Raw genomic sequence first — 24619 nt, 5'->3', positions numbered from 1 at the left:
GAGGGGCCATGGAAACTTTTAACGTATATGTATCGGGTAATTTTGAGATGATCGTCGGGGCCTATAATGGCCTCGCTATGATGATGGGCGACAGCAACACCCTGGTTGTCGTGGCAATGATCTTGTCTTTACTGATGCTGATGATTTCGTCGCTGATGAAGACGTTTGATGATAACCAGAAGCCGGTACACAACTTCTTCTTCGGACTCATCATGTTTCTCGTCTTCATGTCCAAGGTCACCGTGGTGGTCGAAAGCCGCGTGACGGGGCAGGCGCAGTCGGTTGATAACGTACCTTTGCTTGTCGCCCTTAGTGGCGGTATCGCAACAGGCCTGTTCACTGACATGACTGATGACCTCAGGACGGCATTTTCTGTAGTGACCCCCGTGAGTGTGGACGGCACAGCCATGACAACTGGATATGGTGGCTTGGATCCCCTGCGGGCTCTGATGAAGCTGAACCAGGAAGATTACGCGTCCAGCCAAATCTGTATGATGTCAGGCAGTGTTGACCTCTGTGCAACATTGGAACAATACGCCAAAAATTGCGTGGGTCGAGACATCATCACCGGGGGGAGCGGTCAGGAGATTAAGGCCTCGGCGTTGATGAATGCCGCGCCAGAAGACACCTTCCTTGCATTGAAAAGCACGAACACATACTGGGAAACACCGATCATTCAAAAGGCCGGGCCGGATACGTCGAAGACTTGTGCCGCTGCCTACACTTACATCTCTGGCCTTCTCAGCTCGTCGACGTTCAAAAATGCAGTTGATGTCTACAACCAGCAAATCAATATCACCGATGATGAGATAGGGGACGCAACCAAGATCTTTACCGGCACCGGCATGTCTGCTTACAACATGGCGTTGCAGCGTTTAGTTTGGACGGCCACGAAGAAGGGCCTCACTGATGCGCGTGATAAGGTCGGCTTGCAGGTAGAGCAGATGATGTTTACCGCTAAAGATCAGCGGCTCATCAAAATGGCCAGCTCGTATGAAATGTTCAACGAGTTGGCACCGGCCATCATCACCTTCTTTGAGTTTTTCGCCATCTTCATCGCTCCCCTCATGCTGATCATGTTGGTGACCGGGCGCATGGGGTTCATGGGGATCGGGTCGTACATTATGTTCGTGCTGTTTACGAACATGTGGCCCCTGATCGCTGTCGGTGTCGAGTCCTATCTGAATTTCGCCTTGGCGAGCAACATGAGCTCGTCCTCATCATTCGGCCCGGCAGCAATGAGCTGGAACGGGACGCCTGGTGTCGTCGAAAAAGCTCAGACCTATCTGGCCGTTGGTTCCATGATGATGACTGCCATCCCAGCATTGTCGATGGCTGTGCTGTTCAAGGGGGTCCAGTCCATGAGTGGGGTGGCCAAACAGTCCACGCCTGATGCACCGCTCAACACCCATTACGTCGCGCCAAACATAGCGTCTGCCCCCGATAACGGTGCATCAAAACAGGGCCAGCAACAGAGTGTCTGGAATCCCAATGCTATAGGTGGTAGCACAATGTCTGGTGCATCAAACTACGGTTCAGTGGTCGATACCAGTCAAGCCGTGCGGCAAGAGGTCAGTCACGGTATGACCGGTGCCAGGCAGCAGATGGAGCAGTCTCAGGCTCAACTTACCAATAGCGTGGGTCACTTGATGGAGATAGGTCAGCAGGCCTCTCACAACAGGCAGTTCAGCTCCTCCGAAGCTGCCAAACTCCAAGAGGGGTATGCGGCGACGATGGAAGTGGCAAATATGGTCGCCCAACGGGAAGGCATTTCCATCCAACAAGCTCTTGAGAAAATGGTTTCTAAAGCCAACACAACTTCATCACAGGCGGGAGGGTCGTTCGATCTGAGCTTAGGGTTTGGTAAACAAGGCTCTGGCCAGAACAACCGCGGTGGCTTCTCAATAGGAGCTGATCTTACTCAGACCGGCACAGACTCAAAAACCCGGTCAGAAAAAGAGGGCATATCTAAAAGTGAAGGGTACGATAGCTCTAAACAGCAGTCCGTTAAGGGGTCGAATAATACCTCTGCGTTGTTTGATAAAGCCCAGCAATATTTGACCGGCAACACGCTCCAAGGCAGCTCTAGTTATAAAGACGCTGCCCAGGAGACGGCTCAAAGCGCCAAGTCTTTCAGCGATAGCAAGTCTGTAGTGGAACAGCAAAGTGCACTACTGGCGAGTGCCAGTAACGGCAATCTCTCATCGAGCATTAACATTGGTCAGGTTGGCCAGGATGCAGGTGCGTCCGGTAAGGGCTTCAATGCGCAGCATATTATAGATCAATTGGTACAGGGTAACCCATCTGCCAGATCTGTTTTGGAAGAACGGAAAATTATCGGTTCTGATGGTCAGCTAACGGCAGAATCTCAGAAGGAGATTGTGGGCTTGATGGATGTTGCGAAGCAAAACAGCGGTGGCCAAAACCTTAGCGAAACAAAGTTGGGGTCCATTGCAAGCCTGGGGTTCTTGATGGACAAGGGGCTTCACATGCTTGGTGGTGAAGGGGCCAATGATCGTCAGGTGGCAGGTCAACTCTTCCACAACCTTGATCAGGTCTCTCACCAAGCAGCATTCCAACAGCTATCGACGGCGGCCCAGCAGTCAGTAGCGGGCCAGAGACAGGAAGCCAGTGACTTTGGCGGCACTGAAAACGTCAGAAACAACATTGCCCAAGTTTCCAGTCAGGTTACCGGTGGCCAAGCTGGCATTGATGGTCGTGTTGGGGGGGATATTTCCGCTACGGACGCCAGTATTAACAAGGTCGGTGTATACAAAGCTGCTGACGAGAATCGAGCCGTTACGCGTGAATATAACCGCGAGAGCGCCCAAGCACTCAACCCGGCACAATTGTTGTTCCGCAATCATAACACTCATGCAGCAAGCGATCTGAATGACTTGAGCCAAACCAACGCCGTGCCGGATGCGAACAGAGGCAAGGTCGAAATGAACAATGAATTTAGATCTACGAACCCCCAGCAACAGCAGACGATGAAGGGGATGAGGTTTGAAGACCACCCTGAGACGAAACCGGAAACGCCGATAGAATTTGACGCAAACTTTAAGGACTAACCACGAAAAAGAGCCACATTAAAGTGGCTCTTTTTTTGAGTGGTAATAGCCTCACGCCTTAACCACGGGCAGATCATCTATTTGGGTGGTGTACCTGGGGCTGAGGCGGTCCCGCTTGATGTTCCAGCCTTGATCCGGGCTACCCCTGGCAGCAAAGAACACCTTCCCAAGGCGCCCACCGTGGTTGATTGAGTCGACAACCTTCATTAGCGCCTCACGCTTCGGATCAGCTGATGGAGCAAACAGGTCTGGCTGGACCGCCCCCCTATCGCAGAAATCTGCCAGCATGACACCGGCCTTGCTGTAGAGGTGGCCATCACGCCATATCCCGGTGAGCAGGGGGTCGATCATAGCTAGAAGATCCCTTGTGTCATCAGTCGGCACAACCAGCCTAGCGCACGCCTGGTTGCTGTAGTAGGGGTGATTAGCGAACGGTGAGGTCTGGATGAAAATCGTGATATGACGACAGCACGAGCCTTGCTCTCGCAACTTTTCAGCGGCCCGCTCCAGGTACCCGGCGATGGCCTGCCTCATGTCATCAATGGCGGTGATCCGGTGTCCAAACGATCTTGACACCATGATCTGTTTCTTTGCGGCCACCAGCTCTTGGAGGTCCTGGCAGGGGATCCCGCGCAGCTCCATGGCTATACGTTCCAGCACCACGCCATGCTTTTTACGTAGAGCCCTCGGATCGACAGCCACGAGGTCAGCCACGGTCATGATCCCCTGACTCTCCAGCTTCGCTGTTAGGCTTCGACCAACACCCCACACCTCGCTTACCGGCGTGCGTGCCATCAACTTCGCTCGCCTCTCTGGGTCGCTCAAGTCGACAACCCCGCCAGTTTGGTTTTGCCAGCGTTTCGCTGCATAGTTGGCCAGCTTTGAAAGAGTCCGTGTTGGTCCTATGCCGATCCCCACCGTCAACCCTAGCCACTGCTCTACCCGAGCTCGAATAGTGCGACAGTAGGCCGTAGGATCGCCCAGGCAGGGATCGAGAGTGCAGAACACCTCATCAATGCTGTAAGGGGAGTATTCGGACACCATGCCGCCTACAACGGCCATGAATCTTGCTGACATATCGCCATAGAGCGCGAAGTTAGAGCTAAACGACACCCCACCTTGAGCCTCGAACATCGAGCGGATCTGGAAGTAGGGCACACCCATTTTGATACCCATGGCCTTTGCCTCTGCCGATCTGGCCACAACGTTTCCGTCGTTGGAGCTGAGAACGACGATGGGGCGGCCTTTGAGGTCGGGGCGGAATAAACGTTCCATGCTGGCGTAGGCGTTGTTGATGTCCACCAGCGCGATCAATTTACTCATGGTTGCCGGGTCTGGTGTAGGGAGTAGGTCACGACGCCGAAAATCTGCATGTCGCTGGCCTCATCCAGGTAGATCGGTTGGTAGGACGGGTTCGCTGGCACCAGGGCGGGTCGTGGCAGGGTTTGGAAGACCTTTACGGTAAACTCTCCGTCGTAGGCCGCCAGAACAGTATCGTCGTTGCGCGGCGTCAGTGAGCGATCTACAACGAGGAGGTCGCCATCGTGAATGCCGACTCCTGTCATGCTGTGGCCGCTGGCACGAACATAGAATGTGGCCGCCGGGTGCTGCACACATAGCAAATTGAGGTCGATGGTTTTCTCAATCCAGTCCGTAGCCGGTGACGGGAATCCGCACGCAACTCGCGTACCGAACAACGGGATCTGTAGCTCTGGGGCGTTGGTGGTAGGTTTTTGCATGATGGTGCCTATGTACTGTAAATAAATACAGTGTACCAGCGGCGAACAGTGTTCGCATTAGGCACCAGTTGAGGCCTGCTTGTTGTGGTGCCGGTCGAGGGGGGGGGCAAACGTGGGCAGCCTCTATCAAGACCCTGCTATCCACACGCACTTTTCCGTGACCGTGACCCACCATGCCAAACTAATCGAGCAACCCGGCGTTGATGATGACCTGCCCTGGCGCTCGTGATGTCTGACTAAGACATTAATGCAATGGCAAGACAAAAAAAGGACTGCAATGCAGCCCCTTTGTTAGGCCGTCAGGCCATTTTTTTCTTACGGATTAAACGAAGATGTGGCGTGCATCAATTTTGGTTGTCGTCAAAAAGTGGGTTTGTCTTATAATTAATTCTTGGCGACTGCACTTGATTAAAATCATGGTAGCTCATGCCAACCTCGAATGTGGAAATAACTAGAAATAGAAGAATAAGTATAAAGGCATGCTTCGCCGAAACATGCCCCCTTGACTCTTTCAGTCGCCACCAAATGAATAAAGACACACACCCTACCGCTATAACTAATGGGGCGGAATCTTTAAAAATGAATACCAGCATGCTGAGTGTGTGATGCAATTCGCTTAACATATCCCGTCACCTCGATAAGCGCCCCACAATTAGAGCTATCGAATATGAGACACTGAAAAACATCAACTGTAAAGAGGATGTTGGATATTTTTCCTTTTGATATTTTTAATTTTGTCGAAGCAATCATTGGGATGCATTTATTATAAATTCATGATGACTTTCATTTTTTTTAAAAGTATGCGGCTAGCAGACCAGTGATAGACGCAAGGGTGAAATTAAAAAAATGACTGAGGCATCATCGTTCACAACCCCGGCATGGTGATTAAGGCAAAAAAAAAAGGTCACCCAGAGGGCGACCTTGATTATTAAAAATGAAGACCCGTGATGGAGGTTAGCTCCCGCAGGTTTTTAAAGGTGCTGTCCATCGGCTTTGCGATGGTCACCTCATCTTCATACAACACAACCTCTGTGAGGCGATAGCCTCTCATCGGTATGCGGTCAACGTAGCAGATAGCACGATTGTCGATGCTACTCACCACGCCGCGCAGCAGGGTTACCCGAGGGTTCCCCTTGCCGATGTCGATCCGGAACTCAAATCCATCCCCTTCACGGTACAGATGTTGGTCTGTGTCGAGAGTGGAACGACGTTGAGATTTAAGGAGTGCGACCAGAGCGCCTGAAACGGTGACAGTGCCACCGTGTTTTATTAATGCGCCAGGGTTGAGCTGGCTGAATTGACTGATACACATATTGTGTCCTATTGCCCGAAGGCTAAAATTCCCGAAGGAATAATGAAGAAACCCACCAAAGGTGGGTTCAGAACCATGGAATGATGCATACTCAGTGAAGTGCTTTCGCAATCACCTTCCCCGTACTGAGACGTAATGCCTCAGGGATGTTGAGTTGCCATACAATCTGATTAGGCCAGATTAATTGCAACGCCCACATCATTTCCTGATACGTCACGCCCAGCACCTTTTCATAACTCAAACGGTAGGGGGCTCTGTCGATCTCCTTTACGGTGATCAGCTTAAATTCGCCGGTATCACCGTCATGAACGACAAAGTTTCCGTCCACCAGCCCGAGGTTAAGGGTGTTTTGGGTAATCAGCGTTTTTTCACCTTCCGGTGTGTCAAACGTGTATTGGCAAGAGTAGCTGCCAATATTGGGTTTGATTTTCACGCCACAGTTATAGCCTCTCCCGCCATGAGCGCGGATTTGAGCATCCAATGCCATTTCAAGGAGGGGTTTTGCCTGAATTACGGTATTCATAATTTCTCCAATGCCCGAGGGCTCTTATCCCGAAGGATTTGAATAAGGAATTAAAAAAAAGCCCCGCGATACGGGGGCTTTTTGGTTTATGCAGCAACTAAACAGGGGTGATGCGGATTGTGATTGGCGCAGAGCAAATCAACCAGGGCAGGGATGCCTTGATTGAGCTCGACGTTATTCAACACTTCCGGATCATGAGCCTCTGGATAAAGAGCTGCAATCAGATGCCTGCCTACGGCAAACCCGACTGCCTCAAACGGTGTCCAAGCAACACCCTGACCCAGTATTTCATGGGCAGTAGTATCACTCAGTCCGTCGATCAGGCTGACAGGAACGCCTTTTCCTCGTGCGTGCTCAACGGGAGTGAGCAAGCGGGAGAGGGCAGGGTCAGTATCGTGTTGCAGGAACGGTTCAGTGGACCTGCATTTTGCATACAAGCGACCGATGGTGCCGTAACTCTCCGACTCGCGGGTGATCAGCTGCCGCGCAAAGCCCTTACCTGCGGCCTTGTCAGCGATTTCTTTCTCAACCAGATAGTCAAAAGACTTCCAGCGCGGGTCATCACCTGGGATGTTCTCCAGGATCTCACCTACGTTTGCTGGCCGGACGCTGGTGGAAACCAGGTTGGTCAGCACATCACCGATCATTGAGTTGCCGGTGTGGGCGACGACGCAAAGGCGGCGGCGCTTCTCCAGGCACCCAAAATCGCTTGCATCAAGGATGGTCTCCTCCAACGTGTAGCCCCGGCTAGACAGCACAGACCGAATGACGGCCATTGATGCTGTGTTTGCATAGGGTTCAACGTTTTCGATGACGCAGACAGCGGGGTTCAGTGCTACTACAGCGTTCAAGAAGTAGTAGAACAGTGCGCCAGCACCCTCATGCTCCTCAGCGTGCGCCAGCTTGTTTTTAGCTCGGCCACTGAGGGAGGCTCCTGTGCACGGGATCCCGGCGATCAGCAGATCAACCTTGGTACCGTTTCGGGGGTTAAAGTGCTCGATACTCCCCTCAAACAAAACCGAATCGTCCTTGAACATATCCGGGTTGTTTTTCAAAGAGCTTTCCAGGTACTTCGATTCAAGCTCAACAGCGACTTTGACGTAGGACTTGACACCTGCCCGAGCTAGGCCCGAGTGGATGGCATTGTCCAGAACGCCGCCGCCGTGGAACAGGCTGCACACTGTCAGTGGTTGGCCATTCATCAGCTTGGTGTGCAACGCATCAGCGCGTTCATCTGCATCAGTGACGCAGGTTTGAGCGGTGATAGTCATCTTCAACCCACGGATAGCGATCCGTATGGCGTCAGAGGTGTCGAACAGTTTCAGGAACTCCTGGTCGTTCATGTCGATCAGGGGCAGGTACTCATCAACAGTCCCACGCACCTTACGGCGCGAAACGGTCCCGTTTGCTGAGGGCAGGTCGTGGCCAAAATTGACTTTGACCTGTCCGGTTTCCTGATTGAAGTTCAGCTGATATTTCATGCCGACCTCAATTCCTTCTCTAGCTAATTTGCGGCCCTCACACCACACACGCGGCAGACCTTTGTTCTCTCCCAGTTTGGTAGCAATCACAATACCCATAATTAACTCCTTTGCTCGAAAGCGTTATTGCCCGAAGGCGTCGTATCCCAAATTAGGGAATGGTTTATTTACATGGAGGTGCCATCCCGAAGGATGGCATTCAGTCTTATGCCCGAAGCAGGGCATCAATCCACACAGCGCCGAATAACCGCTCACCGAGGGAGATGACCTCCTCGGCAATGCGGCTGTTACGGTATGGAGTGCCGATCACCAGATTGGCGACGGCGGTTCCGAGCTGGATCACTTTGGCATCACGGCTGGCGCCGAGCAGTTCGAGTTTGTCCAAGTAGGACAACGCCATCAGCTCACCCTCGATATTCGCCAGGGTGGCATTGACCTCAATTTGCTCCATTGCCAGCAGTTCGGCTGCGGTTTGCAGCTTCGCTGTCATCTTGCAGATCGCCTCGACCCCGTAGGCGAGCAGGCCGTTAGCCTGCTTTGCCAACTGGAGAGCCTTGGGATGTACCAGAGGGCTGAGACTCATGGCGGTTGCCTGGTTCATCAGCTTGTTGGCCATGCCGTAGCTTCCGCGCAGTCTTGCGTTATCCGCGTCCCGGTAGAGGGCGGAGCAGCGTTGGATCCGCTCGTCCTCATTGGCTGGTGCCGTAGGGCGCTTCACGCTGATCTGATGCTGGCCAGCTACTACGCAGTGCAGTAGATGGCAGACAATCTTCTCGTCGTTGAGCACGGCAATTTCCGTTACCGATCCGCTCGACATGACTGCGAGCGAGCGAACAACCTCAACAACCAGATGGTTGAAGTCGGTTGTGAAACCGTCAGCGAGGACGGTGTTTTGCCCGAGGGCGATAGCTTGATAGTGGTTCATGATGTGCTCCATGCAGGGCGGCGCAGATACCGAGGCATTTGCGCTGTCCAGTTGTGCCCGAGGGCGTTATTGCCAGATGGCAGGTAGACCCTCCGGATGTGACAACGCCCACCGAAAGGGGGGCGTTGGCAACGGGAGAGCGAGGTAGTTATGAGGTGGTCGTGTCTGCGGCAAACGGAGAGCTCCGTTGTGCAACAGACATGACACGTTCAAGGCCACGCTTCCAAGACGGGAGATCCGTCATTTGGTCGAGTTGGCCCGTGGCGAGTTTGCAATAGCCGTAGCGCAGGGCTTCGTCCAATGCCTCCTCAGGGGTGGTGTAGATGTGGTGCGATATGGGACCGTGAATGTCGTACAACGACAATCTGATCCCGCCGCGCCAGCTCGGTTCTGAGAAAATACAGGCGAGCTTTCCGTCATATTCCAAGTGAGCCAGTTCCAAGCCATAAGCATCACCACCATTACTGGCGATAAGCGTTTTGGCTGTGTGGTCCCGGCCTTCCTGGCGGCAGACTTCGATCTCTTCGAGCAGAGCGAAGACATCAATGCTGTCATCCTCGTCTACGTCGAACCTGGACAAAAACACATCCAGGGCTAACCCAGTTTCGGAGGTGATTTCCGAGCTCAGTTCCGGGCATGCCCGAATGTCTGCTTTCGTAGTCATAGTTCCTCCTCAATTGAGCACGGTTGGCAACATGGCAGCAGTAGAATCACTGCCAATGTAGCCCCACGTTTCATCTGAGCCTTCCAACTCCCATTCCGGTTCAGCTTCGGTTCCGATGTTGCTGAAAGTAGCAACGACGACCCCATAGCACTCCCCGGCGAGCCATGCGTTGTACTGGTCCAGAACGCCTCGGCAAATATGGTAATGAGCTCGATCCCGGCCAGTGGCCAGCATCTTTTTCGTTACCTTCTTGCCTTCGGCATAGATTGATAGCCACAGGTACGCCTGATCCTCCGTAGAGAAGCTGCGTGTGGTGTCGCTGGCATCAAGGGATACCTGCCATGAACCACGAACCTTGTTGATGTCCCCGAAGGCGTATACGGCCTTCTGGAGCTCAATAGCAGCTATGCAATCTGCGTCTGGTACCCAAACACCCGCGCCACGGGATGTGTCCCAGCGACATTGAGTGCCGGTGCCAGAGATGGACCAAGACTGACCGCCATGTTCATAGCAGTCGAGCATGACCAAATCCTTAGCCCCAATGACCCCCTGCTCACGCAGATCGGCCCAAACCTCATGAGCTACCGATTCAGAGAAAGCGAAGTGCCAAATAGACACACCGCCGATCCCAGAACGCCCACACTCACGCCAGAAGGCGCTTGCGCGGCGGTGGTAGTACGCTTCGTCCGGGTTGCTTCTGCGACCTGTTTCATCTGCCCAAACCATAAACTCAACATGCTGCTTGGCAGCGGCGATCCATGCCTTGCGAAACGCAAGTTCGGGTGCGCCACTTTCAAGCAGAGACAGGTCCGGATCCCAGGAGGAATCTAGGGCCAGCGCCTCTTGCATGCGCTCATGTTCAGAGCGACGAGCATTACGATGTGAGGTGAAAATCGCACCCATCCCATCGCAATACATAACGGGGTTTTCTCCGTCCTCATCGTCAGCCAGGTAGGAAACCGTCAGGGTCTTGCCCGACTCCTTAATCCCGTAGTCCATGTAGAACATGATGGGGGAGGGGGCAATTTCAAACGGCAGGGTGGTAACGGTAACGTTGTTCATAACTAACTCCTTTGCCCGAAGGCGCATTGCTCGGAATGAGCGTCGTGGCCCGAAGGCCGTTAATCCGTCAAAGACGGGGACTAGACTAGATCAGTGCAACAGTGGTTTTGACATCGTTAGTAACGATGACAAGCCGTTTGCTGAGGTCGAAAATCCAGGGGTATTCACTCCTGATTTCCTTTCCTGAGCCGGACGCGAGCGCGGCACGGTTGGCCTGAGCTTCGTGTACCGGCACACATCCGAAATCTCCCTGCATATGTCGTTGTAGCGACACGAACACGGAGCTGGCGGCCTGGAAGCCCTGGAGTTCAACCGGGATCTCGACTTGCTTGAGCTCAACCATCACTGGAGGAGCTTTCACTTCATCAATATCCACGGTCTCATCCCAAGGCAGATCGGGCCAATACCAGACTTCTCCCTTCCCAAGATCGTCTTTGCGAGGCACGCCAAGGCGAGCTGCAAGGCCGGTGGCCGTCAGGTGCAGGAACAAATCGTCCTCTTCACCAGAGATGGCCAAACACTCTTTCCCGAACATGAAACGTCCGGAATAACAGCTTACCGAGAGGGGTGTTCCACTCAGGATGTAGGTGAGTTCTGTACTCAGGTTCATTGCTAGTCCTTACCCGTGAGGGTGTCATAGCCCGAAGGCATAAAAAAAGTGCGCCGGAGCGCACTCAATCACTTCCACTTCCTTAGCTTCTTCCCATTGCTTTCATCAGCACAGCCGTAAACATCTCATGGAGAGTGTTCAGATCAGTGCAGAACGGTTGCAGAGAGGGATCCAGGCCTGTCAGCACATCAAATTCCCGGCCAAAGCGGATAGCGCAAATGGTGACACCATTTTGCTCCGCATAAGGCAGGACTTGAGATAAGTCACCATCACCATCAGTCAGGATGAACAGGATTTTCGTGTCCTCCTTTCGAGTGATCAGATTTGACATTGCTGTGTAGCAGGCACCACTTGTTTCAGTGCCACCAACAGGACTACGAAGGAAGCCCAAAGAGCCGCGTGTTTCCCAGTCATGGACCAGGGCGACACTTTGGTTGAATTGCATCACGGAGACCGCGAAACTCTTCAACCCTTGCAGAGCCTTAACTAGCGAGGCACAAGCTGAACCTGCCATTACTTGAGGTATCTGGCGGTTGTTGTTCATGTTCGTCATCGAGCCAGAAGCATCGAGGAGAACTTGAACGGCAGCGGAAGGGGTTCTTGCATGTTGCGTGCGATCAAACACGCGGAAATTGCCCGCAGGCACTCCAGCTAGTTGTCGGGTGTTGAGGCGAGAGCCTGAACGCTGGGTTGTCTGTTTCGTGTTGGTGAAACTTAAACACCATTTATTCAGGGCCAATTGGACGGCTTGAACAGCGCGGATATTTACCGGGTAAGCGCATGGGACTTGGCTGATCATCCTATACATCGGCAAAGCAGACATAAATGGATCTTCTTGGCCAGGTACCAGAGTGCTTTCAAACAGCTCTTGCAGCTTTTCAGCCAGGCCTTCGCAGATGTCAGCAGGAACGATTTCGTTACCAGCTTCATCATGCCAAAGATCCTGGTCATTACCCCGGCTGCAACCTGCACCGTTTTGGACAGCTTCACCAGACTCATCGGGTTCACCGTCACCGGCTTCACCAGACTCATCGGGTTCACCGTCACCGGCTTCACCAGACTCATCGGGTTCGCCGTCACCGGCTTCACCAGACTCATCAGCGTCACCGTCACCGGCATCGCCAGAGTCATCAGCGTCACCGTCACCGGATCCGCCATTCTCTTGCTCCTTTTCTTGCTCTTGCTTTTGCTGTTCCTCATCAACCGCCTGCTTGAGGAGATCGTTGATAGCAATTGCGAGTGCCAAAGTCTCCTGAGTGCTTGAAACTTTCCTCATTTGCATGAAGCAGTTCGCAAACTCCGAGAACAAAGCTGCCGACACACGTTGCTTGAGCAAACCAAAGGCCGACTCACAGCGTTCAGCAAGTGCAAGCTGTTTGAGGTAGTGATAACGACCCCCGTACAACACAAAGCAACTAACCAGAGAATACAGCCCCATTTCTGGAGTCGGCATGGCCCAGAAACGATCATCTTCACACAGCTTGGTAGCGGTGCGATTCAGGTTCAGGGCTGCGCCCGGATAGTGCTGAGAGATTAAACCCTCTATCCGAATGTCTTCAATCGAGTTACAGAAGTGCCTGACTTGCTCACCGAGCGAGAAGGCTTTTCTGAACTCTTCCATGTCCGTGAAGCGCACATGTGCAGCCTCATGGTCGATGTAGCCGTTAACGAGCTGCATGTCCCGTTCGGTCATGTTTTGGTTAATTGCAACTGAAATCACCCAGTTACCGTTTACATCCTTAGTGCAATAGGTTTGCGATCCGAGGATGACTTTAGTGTTGGCGCCACCAATGGTGGAGCCGAGGGTGGAGAGTACCCGAAGGTTCAATGACATGATTTTGTCCTAATAAAAGACCCTCCAGATGGAGGGTCGTAGGTTCCCGAAGGATTAGACGCCAAACGTTTCCCAATCGTAATTGGGGGTTACGGCTACCGGAGCGGCCTGCGGATTCTTCATCGTGATCTTATTTCCCGCCGCCGGAGTGGCTGCGGTAGTAGAAGGACCAGGAGTAAAGACCGGAACAGGTTGCACACTGCTTTGATTGGCCGCGCCCATACCGAAGATGCTCTGCAAGAGATCATCCTCAATGTCGGTGTCGGCCTGGTTGTTGCTCATCCAAGTGCTGATTGCGTTGGGGTCACTCAGCACGCCGAGGTAACCAAGCAATTGCGCTTGCACATCACCGGCAATCGGCGGTACCAACGTCTTCTCCAGGGTGTCGAACATGTCGACAAACGAAGTGAACGCCGGGTGCAGAATTGCAAAATCTCTGCACTTTTCTACCAACCGTTTAAGCGGGGGCAAACTCTTGGGATCAATAACCTTCTTGCCAAGCATCTTGTCGTAAATCTCCTCTGCCTGGTCGCTGATCTCCTGCATCGCCTGATCCACAATATCTGTGGCACAACCCTGGAGGTTGTCGGTCAATGGTTGGAAAACAGACGGCACTGGCAGAACGACTTTGAACGACCCTCTGAACTCAGCCCAGGGAAGGCGAACCGCATCAATCACAGTTTGCACTGCGGCTGGCTGGTTAACCTTGTGAGCCTCGATGTAGAGGTCATAGTTCCCTTGCAGGAAGTCGACCTCTTGCATGAACTTGTGCTGTAGCAGCTCAAATTCATCCATCAAGTTTTGCAGCTTGTAGAGCGGTACGAGCGTACCGGCACCCCAAGCTATCCCGTAGCTCTGGATCAGACGATCCATCGCTTTGTAACAAGCGCCTTTAAAGCGCAGCTTGTCACCGGGGAACCACTCCACACGCCCTTCCTTGATGGCTGCCCCCGTGAGGGTTTGGCCGTTCAGGATGGACTGTGACCCTTTAAGAGCAACTTTGCCGTCGCACCCCTTTTTGACGGGGGATTGAACGAGAGCAAAGCCCTGGGCAAGCACATTAGTAGCTGTAGTCATGACATCATCCTTTTCGCCGAAGCGATTCATTGCGCGAACGCGTTATGGTCGTAGCCAACAGACGCAACAAAGCACACCTGCCATTGCTGGAGGTGGGTTGTGCGTCGTTGAATTGGTACTGCGGGGTTTTACTGCTGGTGGGTAGTGGTTTAACGATTACAGCTTGCGGATAAGCGCACCGGTCGTCGTCTTGTCTTTGATCAGGTCGACTCCAAAGACTCGCTGGCACAGGCCATCGAAGATCTCTCTATCTACCTCGGTGCACATATCGCGGAACGCGAAATTCATGGCGGTGATTAGCTCGCCATTTGCACCAAATGCCAGGGCCGCGTCCAGAATATTGCGCTGGGTGCGGGTGGCATAGATCGCAAACATGGGGTTATCAACCTTTCCGTCGCGGTTAGGGCCGAGTGCCGCATCGCGGCATTCATTGGCCAACTTCACCATGGCGGTCAGGAACCCCTTACCAAACTTCGGATAGAGCTTGGACAGCATGGCCAGTTCATCAGATGGCGACAGATACTTGATCTGAATCGCCGCCCAACGTGCACGAAATGCAGCGTCGAGGCTTCTTGATGTCACATAGCGCATACTGGTGCCGTCACCTACGGTGTTCGATGTACCCCACACTTTCGTGTTTGGGTGCTTGTTGATCACCTCACCGGTTTCAGGAATGGTGACAGGTTTGCCGTCGGCGAGAGCGTGCAGGCGGGATGAAACTTCATCCGACACCTTATCGACCTCATCGAGCAGGATCCAACCACCATCACGGTAGATACGCATCACATCGCTGAGGATGTAACGAGTAACCACACCGTTTCCTTCTGCTACCAACCTGAATCCACCGTCCAGAACGTCCGGTGTCATCGAGCAGTGGCATTCTACTCGTGCGAGCGGCATGCCAAGCCGCGAAGCAAGAAACGATACGAACTCGGTTTTACCCGTGCCCGTTTCGCCTTGTAGAAGCAGGGATTGCTTCATAGAGGGAGTTGCCGCCCAAACCATGGCTCTCTTTGCTTCTACGTGCTGGACAAAATAACCAACCGGTTCACTAGGAACCAGGCGAGCATATTCACCAGCGTTTTCGCAGACATAAACAGGGAGGTTGATGCCAAGTTCGGGAAGAACCTGGGCACAGTCCACTGATACGAACGAAGGCAGGGTTACTGCCGGGGTTACTACTTCTGCGATCTCGACTACGTTGCTTGCGTTATTCATATTTATCTCCGTGTCCTTGTCGGACATTAGATGTCATTACCCGAGGGTGTTATTGCCACTGGCGAAGCAGTGGCGGTCATTACCGCGTGAGCGGAGGAGTTAGAGTTCGAGGGACAGGCACTCACGTACCTGCTTACGAAACTCAGTGCGGGAGCAGTTGAAAACATCCAACCAATCCACGCCTTTTTTGCCTTCCGGATTGAATCCGGGCGGCTCTTTGGGGACAACTATGCGAACATACTTGCCCTCCTTGCGCAGTCTTGCGGCCAGCACTTCTGCTGAATCAAGACCGGCGCCGCCTTTGTAGTCGTAGTCGGCGAATATCACCACCTTCTCGACTTCATCGGGGATCACAACTGCCTCAAGCAAGGCGGTTGAATAGCAGGACCACACAGGGAGATCGGCACCTTGCATGACTGCTAGGCCGGTCTCTATTCCCTCTGTGAGCCCCAATACGTTGCCGCGTGGACCCTTGCGGGGCGCTGCTAAACGTATCGCACTACCCAATACCTCGCCCTTTTGACAGGGTGGGGAAAGCAGCATCTTGCGATTGTCGCCCTTGATGCCATTACCCTTATCGTCAAGATAGATCCGGTGAACAGTAAGAACCTCACCGTTCGGCGTTCTCATGACACCCAGGATGGCGTTTTTGTAGGACTTGTTGCCGTATTCGTCTCTGTGATACACGCCCCGCGCAACGAGTAGATCGTCACAGGGGATGGGTGCAACACCACGACTCTTACAGTACGCCTTATACAACCAGTGCCCGGCACTTGGTAGCGCTCGTTTGAGCAAGGCGTCACGCGTCCCACGGCGTTTGTTGAGGTCTTCGTCAGACACCGTAGGTATCTTGGAAGAAACAGCGACAGGAGACCGAGTTGCAGAGGACGTACCTTTCAGCAGCTCAACAATTTTCTTTGCTGCCATACCTGCGCGACCTTGACAATAATCAGGCTCTAGGAGCATGACCATATCAATACCACTTGCGATACGACCAAAGTCATTGTGGTAACCAGCACCGCTTTCATTCCAGTCCTTGTAGAGTCGGAACTTAGTCTTGCCTTGGCCGGTAAAAGGGCAGCTGACTTGGGGAAGACCAGCTTTAGTTGCTTCCATAAGGGCAGGATAATACCCATAAACAGATTGCCAACCGCCACAAGATGCAACAGCATCCCAGGCTTTTTTAATGATTGACATACAACCCCCTTTATTATTTTCTGAACCGGATGTATGCCGGGGTATCGTAATACCCTTCATCATATATAACCGGAACTGACACAATTACAGACTTAGAAGAAACAGACTCAGACTTAAAGAACTTAATGATAGCTTTCAACATATATATATCCTCTTGCGCGAACGCATCATTACCCATAGGGTGTTATAACCAACGGTTCATAGCCAATATGGCGCATTACCAACGGTGTATTGCCAACGGCGTAAGACTCGGAATGAGTCGCCACGTAGAAAAACTACGTCGATGAATTTTCAGTTTCATCTTCACTGCACTACAGGCTCGACCTTTTATATTCAGTCTTACCGTCCACCAGCATCCGTAGATGTTGATGCGCTCGGGATTATCCAGTTGAGCTGACTGGCGAGTAATCTTTAAATGATGCTTAATAAAGCAAAATGAAAAGTTATTACTCAGTTGGGAAAATCAGACATCAAGAAAAAACCCGGAGGGGTGTTTTGTTGATAGCTGAGAGGGGGGGGGGGGAGGATAGAGGCGGGATCAACACGAATGTATCTCCCGCACCTTGCTCTCAATGAAAGTAGTGGGCAACGCACATTGCGACTACTTGAACAGACACCCATGCAGTTGCGCCAAAACCCAGCATGTATTTGAGAACTACCATATAACCCCCTCGAACGGTCGATTTGTTGACTACGGACACAGCCTCAAACGCTCTCCGGTAGGGAAGGGCGCTTGAGTGCTGTGCCCGCAAGGGGGTGATACAGCCGGTGCGGGATTGAGCAACGAGAGCGAAGACGACGAATCGTGAACGCACTCATTAATCCCACACCGTTTTAATGACCTTGACGGTCAGCTTAAATTGAACAGAGGTTGCACAAAATGAATGGCAACTTCGGTCAACGTGTAAGCGGTGGCCGTGAAGATACACATAGCTTTAAGAATAAACATATATAGTCCTTACTCTTGCGAGTGTTATTTCCCGAGGGAGTTAATATCCATGAAGGATAGAATTGGCAATGTCATTTAGCGCAACTAGATGTCTCTCCTGCACCAAATTAGCAGTTAAATTTTTATCCAAAAAGATTAACCATTACATACTTCGCAATGATAGTTGAGAAGAGTGAAAGGCTTACATAAAGAACAATAGATTTGACTGCTGCAATAAAATGCCTAATCATAATAATTAATGCTCCATAACTCGTGATGAGTTCATAATCCCGAGGGATGTGAAAGTGTTATCAGATCAAATCTGCGATCAGACCAATAAAAGCAAAAGCTTTCAAAGACGATCAAGCAGATAAAGATGTGAAAGTAATGGCCGCTCATATGAGTGGCGCTGAGTCACTTTAAATTTCCAATGGAAAAAATCGTTGAACGAGCATATCTACGTGAGCAAACTAATTGTAGTGTGCTAATGGTAGAGGTTATAACCAGAAGGTCGCCACATGATAAACATGCCGTTGAAATTTAGAGAGTCCAACTAGGCATCTATGATGCAGTCATCGGATAATCTGTTTGGATTAGTGATGAAAGCACCGTCACGTTCTGATAGTTATCGGAGCGCCGCGTTTGATTGACAAGATACGCATAATCTTGCGTGATAACTCACAAATAAGAGCATCTTAATGCACAAATAAGTTTGTAAATCACGATTGGGTAAACCGGTTCAGTAGGCGGGAGATCACCTGCTGATTGAATGTGGGCACCAGGGAGGCTGGTGCGAAGGTGCACTACGTTGAGCAGCGGGTACGACAAATCACCCCATGCTGTACCTCGGTGTCGCAGGTGGACGTTGAGGGAGCTGGGGTGATTGTCATTGCGCCGCGGGCGCTCATTGCTTTTCGAGTCATTACCCGTGTGGGTAGAAGTGCTTGAAGCGTCGTAGCCGTATAGGCATTGGGCCAATGATATTGACTATGGGTTATCCCGTCAAGTGCCTTTAAGCCATTTCCTGAGTGTTTTGGGGTCCGCTGGCACCTTCATGCTCGACAAACTCCTCCCACTGGATCGTCAGGGAGTCGTCTAGCATGAGCTCGTCGATGTAGTGGGAGTGGCGGCCATGCGAATAGAGCTCTAAGCGGTGGATGGCTCGGGTCATCCCGACAAACATCAGGCGCCGCTCCTCCTCCATCCCGGCGGCGGTGTCGGACTTCTCGGAAGGGATGTTCTTGTCGTTAACGTCGATGATGGCCACGTTATCCCACTCCAGGCCCTTAGAGCTGTGTAGGGTGGTCAGCACCACAACGGTAGGCTCTAACTTCAACTCACCATTGGCTTTGAACCGCTCCAGGCGCCGGACAAAGTAACCGAGTCGGTGATGCCATGACCCCTCTTTATCCTCCAGGTTATCCAGTAGCAGGTTGGCAATCGTGCAGTCCCGCTTTTCGAGGTGCAAGTCGGCAATGCGCTCACGCAGCTTCTTGATGTGGTCAAAGATTTTGCTGGTATCGTCAGTGTCATTTGCCATGGCCAGCACCATGAGCATCAGGTTCTTGGCCTCGCCGGTCTCCATCTCTAGCACCGCTTCGGCGAGGTGCATCTGTGCGGTGGCCTCGAACTCTGCCACTTCATCCTCATCCATTTGCAGCATGTGGGACATGAAATAGTGGGTGGAGCGGTCGATCTGTTGGACCAGGATCAGCTTGAGCAATCGCAGCACCGAGTCGGCGATAGGGGTGTCCCAGATGGACTTACCGCCCAACCTCCGGCAAGCAATGTTTTGTTCGTTGAGTGCGATTTCGACCTTATCCAAATAGAATCCAGATCTGGCTAACACGGCCCAGCTACCCTGCGTGTCTGCTATTGAGTTAGCCAGTCGGGCATATGATAGACCGCGATCCGGTGAGGGTTTGATGTGCACGGTACCTGTGTGGCCGCTGGCGGCATTCATGGCCTTTGCGATGCGTTTTTGGTTCGGCACAATGATCCGCTCTGAGGCTTTTAGGATCATGCTGCCGCACCGGTAGCAGCTTGAGAGGTAGTACATCTGGGCGCTGAAACGCTCCATGAATTGCGTCATGATCTCGAAGCCCAATCCACCCCGGAACGAATAGATTGACTGATCATCATCCCCCACGGCGGTAACGCTCACCCCGCCAAGCGCGTGCGCTTCCATCCAAGCAAGCTGTACTTCATCCGTGTCCTGAAACTCATCAACGATCAGGTGAGTTATGTTCAGCCGTCGGATCTTGTTCAGGCGTAGCGCCATCACCACTTCACGGCACACAAGGTTGTAATCGGTGATGTTTCGCTTATCGAGGATGGCCAGGTACGCCTTTGTGAGCTTGCTGATGTGGTCATTGTTGATGACCAGTGAGCGAGTTTCACTGTCGATGAGACTGCTTGCCTCCTCAAACTTCCCTGCATAGAGCGATTGCGTCATGGCCTGCAAAACTATGTTGCTTTGCTTGACCCCCAGGATGATCTCCTTGGCGTTTGGAAGCATCTTGTATTGAGCGCCGATGATCGAGTGGAAGGTCGAGATCCCAACGCGGTCAAAGTCAGCGTTAGACAGGATGACGGAGAGCTTGTTGGTAATGCTGATCGTGGCGGCTTTGGTGAAGGTAACCATCCAGGGTCGGGCCTTCTTGTTAACCTGCAACAGCTTAACTATGCCCGCGACACACGTAGTTGACTTGCCTGAGCCGGGAAGTGCTACGGCTAGGTTATTGCCTGTTCTGGTAGAAATTGCGGTCTCAATTACTGTCTGTTCTGGGGATAACATCACTGCTCTCTTAGATTTCGTTTTGAAACTTACTTACTATATCCTATAAGGCTATCATAGTGTGTATATGAGGGTGTATCTTGAAATTCATATGGTGTTATCATTTGCTCCACAAGATGTCACAAGATAAGTCATCGTTGATCTTTTGCTCAGATTGCTACGGGTTTGTTGAGAGTCACGACGGCAAAACCTGTGATGTGTGCGGCCACCAGCCCTCAACTGCCAGGGTCAAACGGTCTTCTATCATCAAGATATTGCCCCTCATGGCAATCGCCTGCTCCGGCGCTGCGTCTGCTGATTCTGGCTGCCCCGAGCTCTATTTAGCGAAGGAAGCGCCTGCATTGATAGCTCCCCTCAATGGGGACTTCTATGAGGTCTGCAACGAGGAATATGCGGTCTATGTTTCTGCGCTCAACAAGTCAGCCATTTACGCCGTGGAGAGGTTAACCCCGGCGCAGGTGAGAGGGGCTGGAAAAATTAGTCGCGGGAATACTGAGTTCTATGAGGAAACCCGCTTACCGGTGCCTATGCGTATGTCCCCGGAGAGCTATGGTCGATCTGGTTATGACCGTGGGCACCTAGCCCCGGCTGGGGACTTCTCATCAACGGCATCTCAAGCGCAATCCTTCTCGATGGCGAACGTTGTACCACAATCCCCTTCGGTTAATCGTGGCATCTGGGCAGACGTTGAGCGCACGGTTCGCTACTTAGCCAGTAAAGGGCCAGTGAATGTGGTGACCGGCCCACTCTACTTCGGTAAGACCCAGTATCTAGGTCAGTCTGGTATGCCTATTCCTTCAAACATATTTAAAGCCGTATATGCCCCGGCCTCGAATGCTGTAGGTGTGTATCTGGTAGCAAATGATGGGAACCAGAACATAGGGAAGCTGAGTCTCACACAGTTTCGTACTTTGACAGGAATGGATGTTTTCCCGTCCCTTCCTGTGGCAGTTAAAGACATACGTGGGGCCATCCCCACCCCGATACAGGTAAATTGGCAATGATAGATGTACGCTCTATTTCCAAAAAAACGGCTGGTGAATCTACACGCTTTCTGGTGAGTCTCAATTCAGTGAGTCATGGTCACTTCCGGCTCTCTTATGAGTATGATGGGAAGGTGTTGGCGCTGCTTGAGAGTGTCAACAATGTAGCGGCACTATCGCTCTTTATGGACCCTAATAATTACAACCTCGATTTCAGCCAAGCCGATGAGGTTATACCCGGCATTGAGACGGTCCATAGGATGTGTTTAGACATATGTCAGGCTTGATGCTAGGCCGATAAAGCCGCCTCCAAGGCGGTTTTTTTTATGAGTGAGGGACGGCTGTGCGAATAACGTTTGAGGGTAGGGACATCTGCCGGTCGTTTGTGATCGGTTCCGTTATCGGTATGTGCGGCGGGCTGATTATTGCGGGATGGGGCCCGTTCATGTGGCTGTGTTTCGGTACCTGTGGATCCGCAGCGGCAATGTCACGGGCGATCCATTGGCGGGCACGTAGGGACCGGCTCCAACGCTATCTTAGCGGGAAGGATGTGAACTAGAACACTAGGCAAACCGCTGGCCATCCCCGGCACCTGCCCGGCGGCGAACCTCCCAGGCGAAACACCAGGCCCCCGGTGCTCGATGTCGCACCACGACATTGAGGGGTGACCGGCGACTCCCGCACCAGGCAAACCGCTGGCCATCCCCGGCACCTGCCCGGAGGCGAACCCCCAGGCGAAACACCAGGCCCCCGGCGCTCGATGTCGCACCACGACATTGAGGGGTGACCGGCGACTCCCGCACCAGGCAAACCGCTGGCCATCCCCGGCACCGGCCCGGCGGCGAACCTCCCAGGCTAAAAGAACAAGGGTGGGGAAACACGGAACCGCTTGCTCAGTGCTTCAATGTGTTGCTTATTCAGCTTCTTCCCGTCTGCGGCGTTCAAGAGCTTGCTGACATTCGATTTAGACCCCAGCTCGGGGAGATCGGCCACTCCGAGGTGGTGTTGGCTCATCAGCGTCTTCAATACCGCGATGCCCGGCGCCACGCCAGACACAGCCAGGTTGAAAGCGGTGAACTCCTCGGTGCGGTCCTCCCATTTCTCTATGCTGGTGGTCAGCATGACGATCAGCCCCTTGTTGGTGTCGTAGTCGTCCACCAGCTCATCCATCAAAGCCAGGGCTTCTTCATACTCATCCTGGTTATTGATCTGAGTGAGGTAGGGCATCTGGGCCAACGCCTCTCTAATAGTCACGAGTGCGTGATTCATCATGATGGTTACGCCTTTGCTCGCCGGTATTTGGCGGTTAGCTTGTCGTATTCGGCATGGCTGACGATATGCTTGAAGTACATGCGGTTATCTCGGAACTCAATTGGCCGATGCCGAAATTCAAGGCGGCGCACCGCCCCTTGCGAAAGTTGCCGTTCGGCAGATCCAAGGCCAGATTAACGCCCTACCTGACGAGAGCCCCTTAGTTTCAGTCGGGAAGGGCCTGATCCTTCGCTACGGTGAAACTGGCGCATGTGTTGAGCCGGTTGGTGGATAAAAATAAGCATCATCCTTGAAAAGAAAACCCCGCCATCAGGCGGGGAAATTTTATAGGGGCTTTCATCAAGCCTATAGGTGAGCCGGTTCAGTATAGATGTGATCTTGTGGCAGTCATCCCGAGGATGCTGTCTCGGCTATGCTCCCGGCACCACGCGGAATTTCATCTCGTCTAACTGCCCAAGCAAGGATGAAGGTAACCTCACGAAATAGCGAACGACCACAGTCCCGGCGTCAGGGGAAACAGAAAGGTCATGGTAGCCCCAGGTCATCGGCATGCCTTTGTCTCCAATCTCTGCATCAAGTCGACGGTACGCATCACAGCTGGTCAAGCCCTGACACATGATCCCCGAGAAGCCAGTGCCATCCTGTAGACCAGTAGCGCGGCCTTCCTTATTGACCGAGAAGGTGTCATAGGTCCGTAGGTCATACCCCGGCAATGGCCGGAAGCTAACAGGGGTGATAGTGCGTGATTTCCCGAACCAGGACGCGAGTTGAAACGACTCTGATCCACAGTCATCAACATTCCGCCGGACAGTCACAGTGGCTTTCCCCTCCACGGTGTCGCCGTCGCGTTGGGCGATTTCTAAGTCTGACACCCGCACCACATCATAGGACTTGTTACAGGGGAGCCCGCAGAATTCGGAAAAAATCGTACGCTAAGGTTTTCCGGGCATCCGTAAGGGCCGAAACTTCCCGTCTTCCAGTCTGCGGCTCTGCCGCCAGACGTAATCGCCGGTTAGGTTGATGTGCTCCCAGCCCAGCGGCGACAGGAATTGCAGCAGCTCGCCGTCCACCGGCTTGCCGGCCTCGACCAACCCCTGGGTGGCGCGTTCCAGGTACACCGTGTTCCACAGCACGATAGCCGCCGTCACCAGGTTGAGGCCGCTGGCCCGGTAGCGCTGCTGCTCGAAGCTCCGATCCCTGATTTCCCCAAGGCGGTTGAAGAACACCGCCCTGGCCAGCGAGTTGCGCGCCTCACCTTTGTTCAGGCCGGCATGCACGCGGCGGCGCAGTTCAACACTTTGCAGCCAGTCCAGGATGAACAGCGTGCGCTCGATCCGGCCCAGCTCGCGCAGGGCCACGGCCAGTCCGTTCTGGCGCGGGTAGCTGCCGAGCTTGCGCAGCATCAGCGAGGCGGTGACGGTGCCCTGCTTGATCGAGCTGGCCAGGCGCAGGATGTCGTCCCAGTGGGCACGCACGTGCTTGATGTTCAGGGTGCCGCCGATCAGCGGGCGCAACGTCGGGTAGGCTTGCACGCCCTGCGGCACGTACAGCTTGGTTTCGCCGAGGTCGCGGATGCGCGGCGCGAAGCGGAAGCCTAGCAGGTGCATCAGGGCAAAGACGTGATCGGTGAAGCCGGCCGTGTCGGTGTAGTGCTCCTCGATCCGCAGGTCGGACTCGTGGTACAGCAGGCCGTCGAGCACATAGGTGGAATCGCGGACGCCGACATTCACCACGCGGGTGCTGAACGGCGCGTACTGGTCGGAGATATGGGTATAGAACAGCCGTCCCGGCTCGCTACCGTACTTCGGGTTGACGTGCCCGGTGCTCTCGCCCCGGCCACCCGCGCGGAAGCGCTGGCCATCGGAGGATGAGGTCGTGCCGTCGCCCCAGTGGGCGGCAAAGGCGTGGCGATACTGGTGGTTGACC

Annotated in this window: 18 protein-coding genes; 2 read left to right on the top strand and 16 right to left on the bottom strand. The window is 53.1% G+C overall.

What is annotated here, in order from left to right; all coding sequences use genetic code 11:
- Positions 1-8: 8 nt before the first annotated feature.
- Positions 9-3071 carry a conjugal transfer protein TraG N-terminal domain-containing protein gene (locus tag OKC31_RS20145; RefSeq protein ID WP_270657513.1) on the top strand — a complete coding sequence of 1021 codons (3063 nt, stop codon included), beginning with the start codon at positions 9-11 and terminating at the stop codon, positions 3069-3071.
- A gap of 51 nt (positions 3072-3122) precedes the next feature.
- Here OKC31_RS20145 and umuC read toward each other — a convergent pair whose 3' ends face one another.
- From umuC to OKC31_RS20075, 14 genes are all read right to left on the bottom strand, one after another.
- Positions 3123-4394, bottom strand: a complete 1272-nt coding sequence (gene umuC / locus OKC31_RS20140; RefSeq protein ID WP_270657512.1) for a translesion error-prone DNA polymerase V subunit UmuC — start codon at positions 4392-4394, stop codon at positions 3123-3125.
- Positions 4391-4810 (bottom strand): translesion error-prone DNA polymerase V autoproteolytic subunit, encoded by a 420-nt coding sequence (gene umuD / locus OKC31_RS20135; RefSeq protein ID WP_270657511.1) that lies wholly within the window; start codon positions 4808-4810, stop codon positions 4391-4393. Before umuD ends, umuC begins: the two co-directional genes overlap by 4 nt.
- A gap of 928 nt (positions 4811-5738) precedes the next feature.
- The gene (locus OKC31_RS20130) at positions 5739-6122 is read right to left on the bottom strand and encodes a hypothetical protein (RefSeq protein ID WP_270657510.1); all 384 of its coding nucleotides are present in this window, start codon (positions 6120-6122) and stop codon (positions 5739-5741) included.
- A 91-nt stretch (positions 6123-6213) separates the two neighbouring features.
- Positions 6214-6645, bottom strand: coding sequence for a hypothetical protein (locus OKC31_RS20125; RefSeq protein WP_270657508.1), 432 nt, complete (start codon positions 6643-6645; stop codon positions 6214-6216).
- A gap of 86 nt (positions 6646-6731) precedes the next feature.
- Positions 6732-8225, bottom strand: coding sequence for a DNA cytosine methyltransferase (locus OKC31_RS20120; protein WP_270657507.1), 1494 nt, complete (start codon positions 8223-8225; stop codon positions 6732-6734).
- Positions 8226-8331: 106 nt separating this feature from the next.
- Positions 8332-9051, bottom strand: coding sequence for a hypothetical protein (locus tag OKC31_RS20115; RefSeq protein WP_270657506.1), 720 nt, complete (start codon positions 9049-9051; stop codon positions 8332-8334).
- A gap of 148 nt (positions 9052-9199) precedes the next feature.
- Positions 9200-9715 carry a hypothetical protein gene (locus OKC31_RS20110; protein WP_270657505.1) on the bottom strand — a complete coding sequence of 172 codons (516 nt, stop codon included), beginning with the start codon at positions 9713-9715 and terminating at the stop codon, positions 9200-9202.
- Between the two features lie 9 nt (positions 9716-9724).
- On the bottom strand, positions 9725-10777 hold the full coding sequence (locus OKC31_RS20105) for a hypothetical protein (RefSeq protein ID WP_270657504.1): 1053 nt from the start codon (positions 10775-10777) through the stop codon (positions 9725-9727).
- An 85-nt stretch (positions 10778-10862) separates the two neighbouring features.
- Entirely contained in the window at positions 10863-11387 is a 525-nt protein-coding gene (locus OKC31_RS20100; protein WP_270657502.1) for a hypothetical protein, read from the bottom strand.
- 82 nt (positions 11388-11469) lie between these two features.
- On the bottom strand, positions 11470-13221 hold the full coding sequence (locus OKC31_RS20095) for a VWA domain-containing protein (protein ID WP_270657500.1): 1752 nt from the start codon (positions 13219-13221) through the stop codon (positions 11470-11472).
- Positions 13222-13275: 54 nt separating this feature from the next.
- Complete coding sequence (locus tag OKC31_RS20090) at positions 13276-14298, bottom strand: DUF3150 domain-containing protein (RefSeq protein WP_270657499.1); 1023 nt, start codon at positions 14296-14298, stop codon at positions 13276-13278.
- Positions 14299-14454: 156 nt separating this feature from the next.
- Entirely contained in the window at positions 14455-15516 is a 1062-nt protein-coding gene (locus OKC31_RS20085) for an AAA family ATPase (RefSeq protein ID WP_270657497.1), read from the bottom strand.
- Positions 15517-15615: 99 nt separating this feature from the next.
- Positions 15616-16713 (bottom strand): toprim domain-containing protein, encoded by a 1098-nt coding sequence (locus tag OKC31_RS20080; RefSeq protein WP_270657496.1) that lies wholly within the window; start codon positions 16711-16713, stop codon positions 15616-15618.
- 1940 nt (positions 16714-18653) lie between these two features.
- Positions 18654-20438, bottom strand: a complete 1785-nt coding sequence (locus OKC31_RS20075; protein ID WP_270657495.1) for a UvrD-helicase domain-containing protein — start codon at positions 20436-20438, stop codon at positions 18654-18656.
- A gap of 104 nt (positions 20439-20542) precedes the next feature.
- Here OKC31_RS20075 and OKC31_RS20070 point away from each other — a divergent pair, with 104 nt between their 5' ends.
- Entirely contained in the window at positions 20543-21442 is a 900-nt protein-coding gene (locus OKC31_RS20070) for a DNA/RNA non-specific endonuclease (RefSeq protein WP_270657494.1), read from the top strand.
- Positions 21443-22276: 834 nt separating this feature from the next.
- Here the strand turns inward: OKC31_RS20070 and OKC31_RS20065 are convergent.
- Together OKC31_RS20065 and OKC31_RS20060 are read right to left on the bottom strand one after the other, a co-directional pair.
- Positions 22277-22693: a helix-turn-helix domain-containing protein gene (locus OKC31_RS20065; RefSeq protein WP_270657493.1), complete on the bottom strand. Its 417-nt coding sequence runs from the start codon at positions 22691-22693 to the stop codon at positions 22277-22279.
- A gap of 932 nt (positions 22694-23625) precedes the next feature.
- Positions 23626-24619, bottom strand: a 994-nt coding sequence (locus OKC31_RS20060; RefSeq protein ID WP_114146461.1) for a Tn3 family transposase, incomplete at its 5' end; no start/stop codon positions are given.

The organism is Aeromonas sp. Y293-4, assembly GCF_027705905.1.
In the GTDB taxonomy this organism is placed as follows: domain Bacteria; phylum Pseudomonadota; class Gammaproteobacteria; order Enterobacterales; family Aeromonadaceae; genus Aeromonas; species Aeromonas veronii.
The sequence above is the reverse complement of the archived record's forward strand: the minus strand, read 5'-3'. Positions and strand labels throughout refer to the sequence as shown.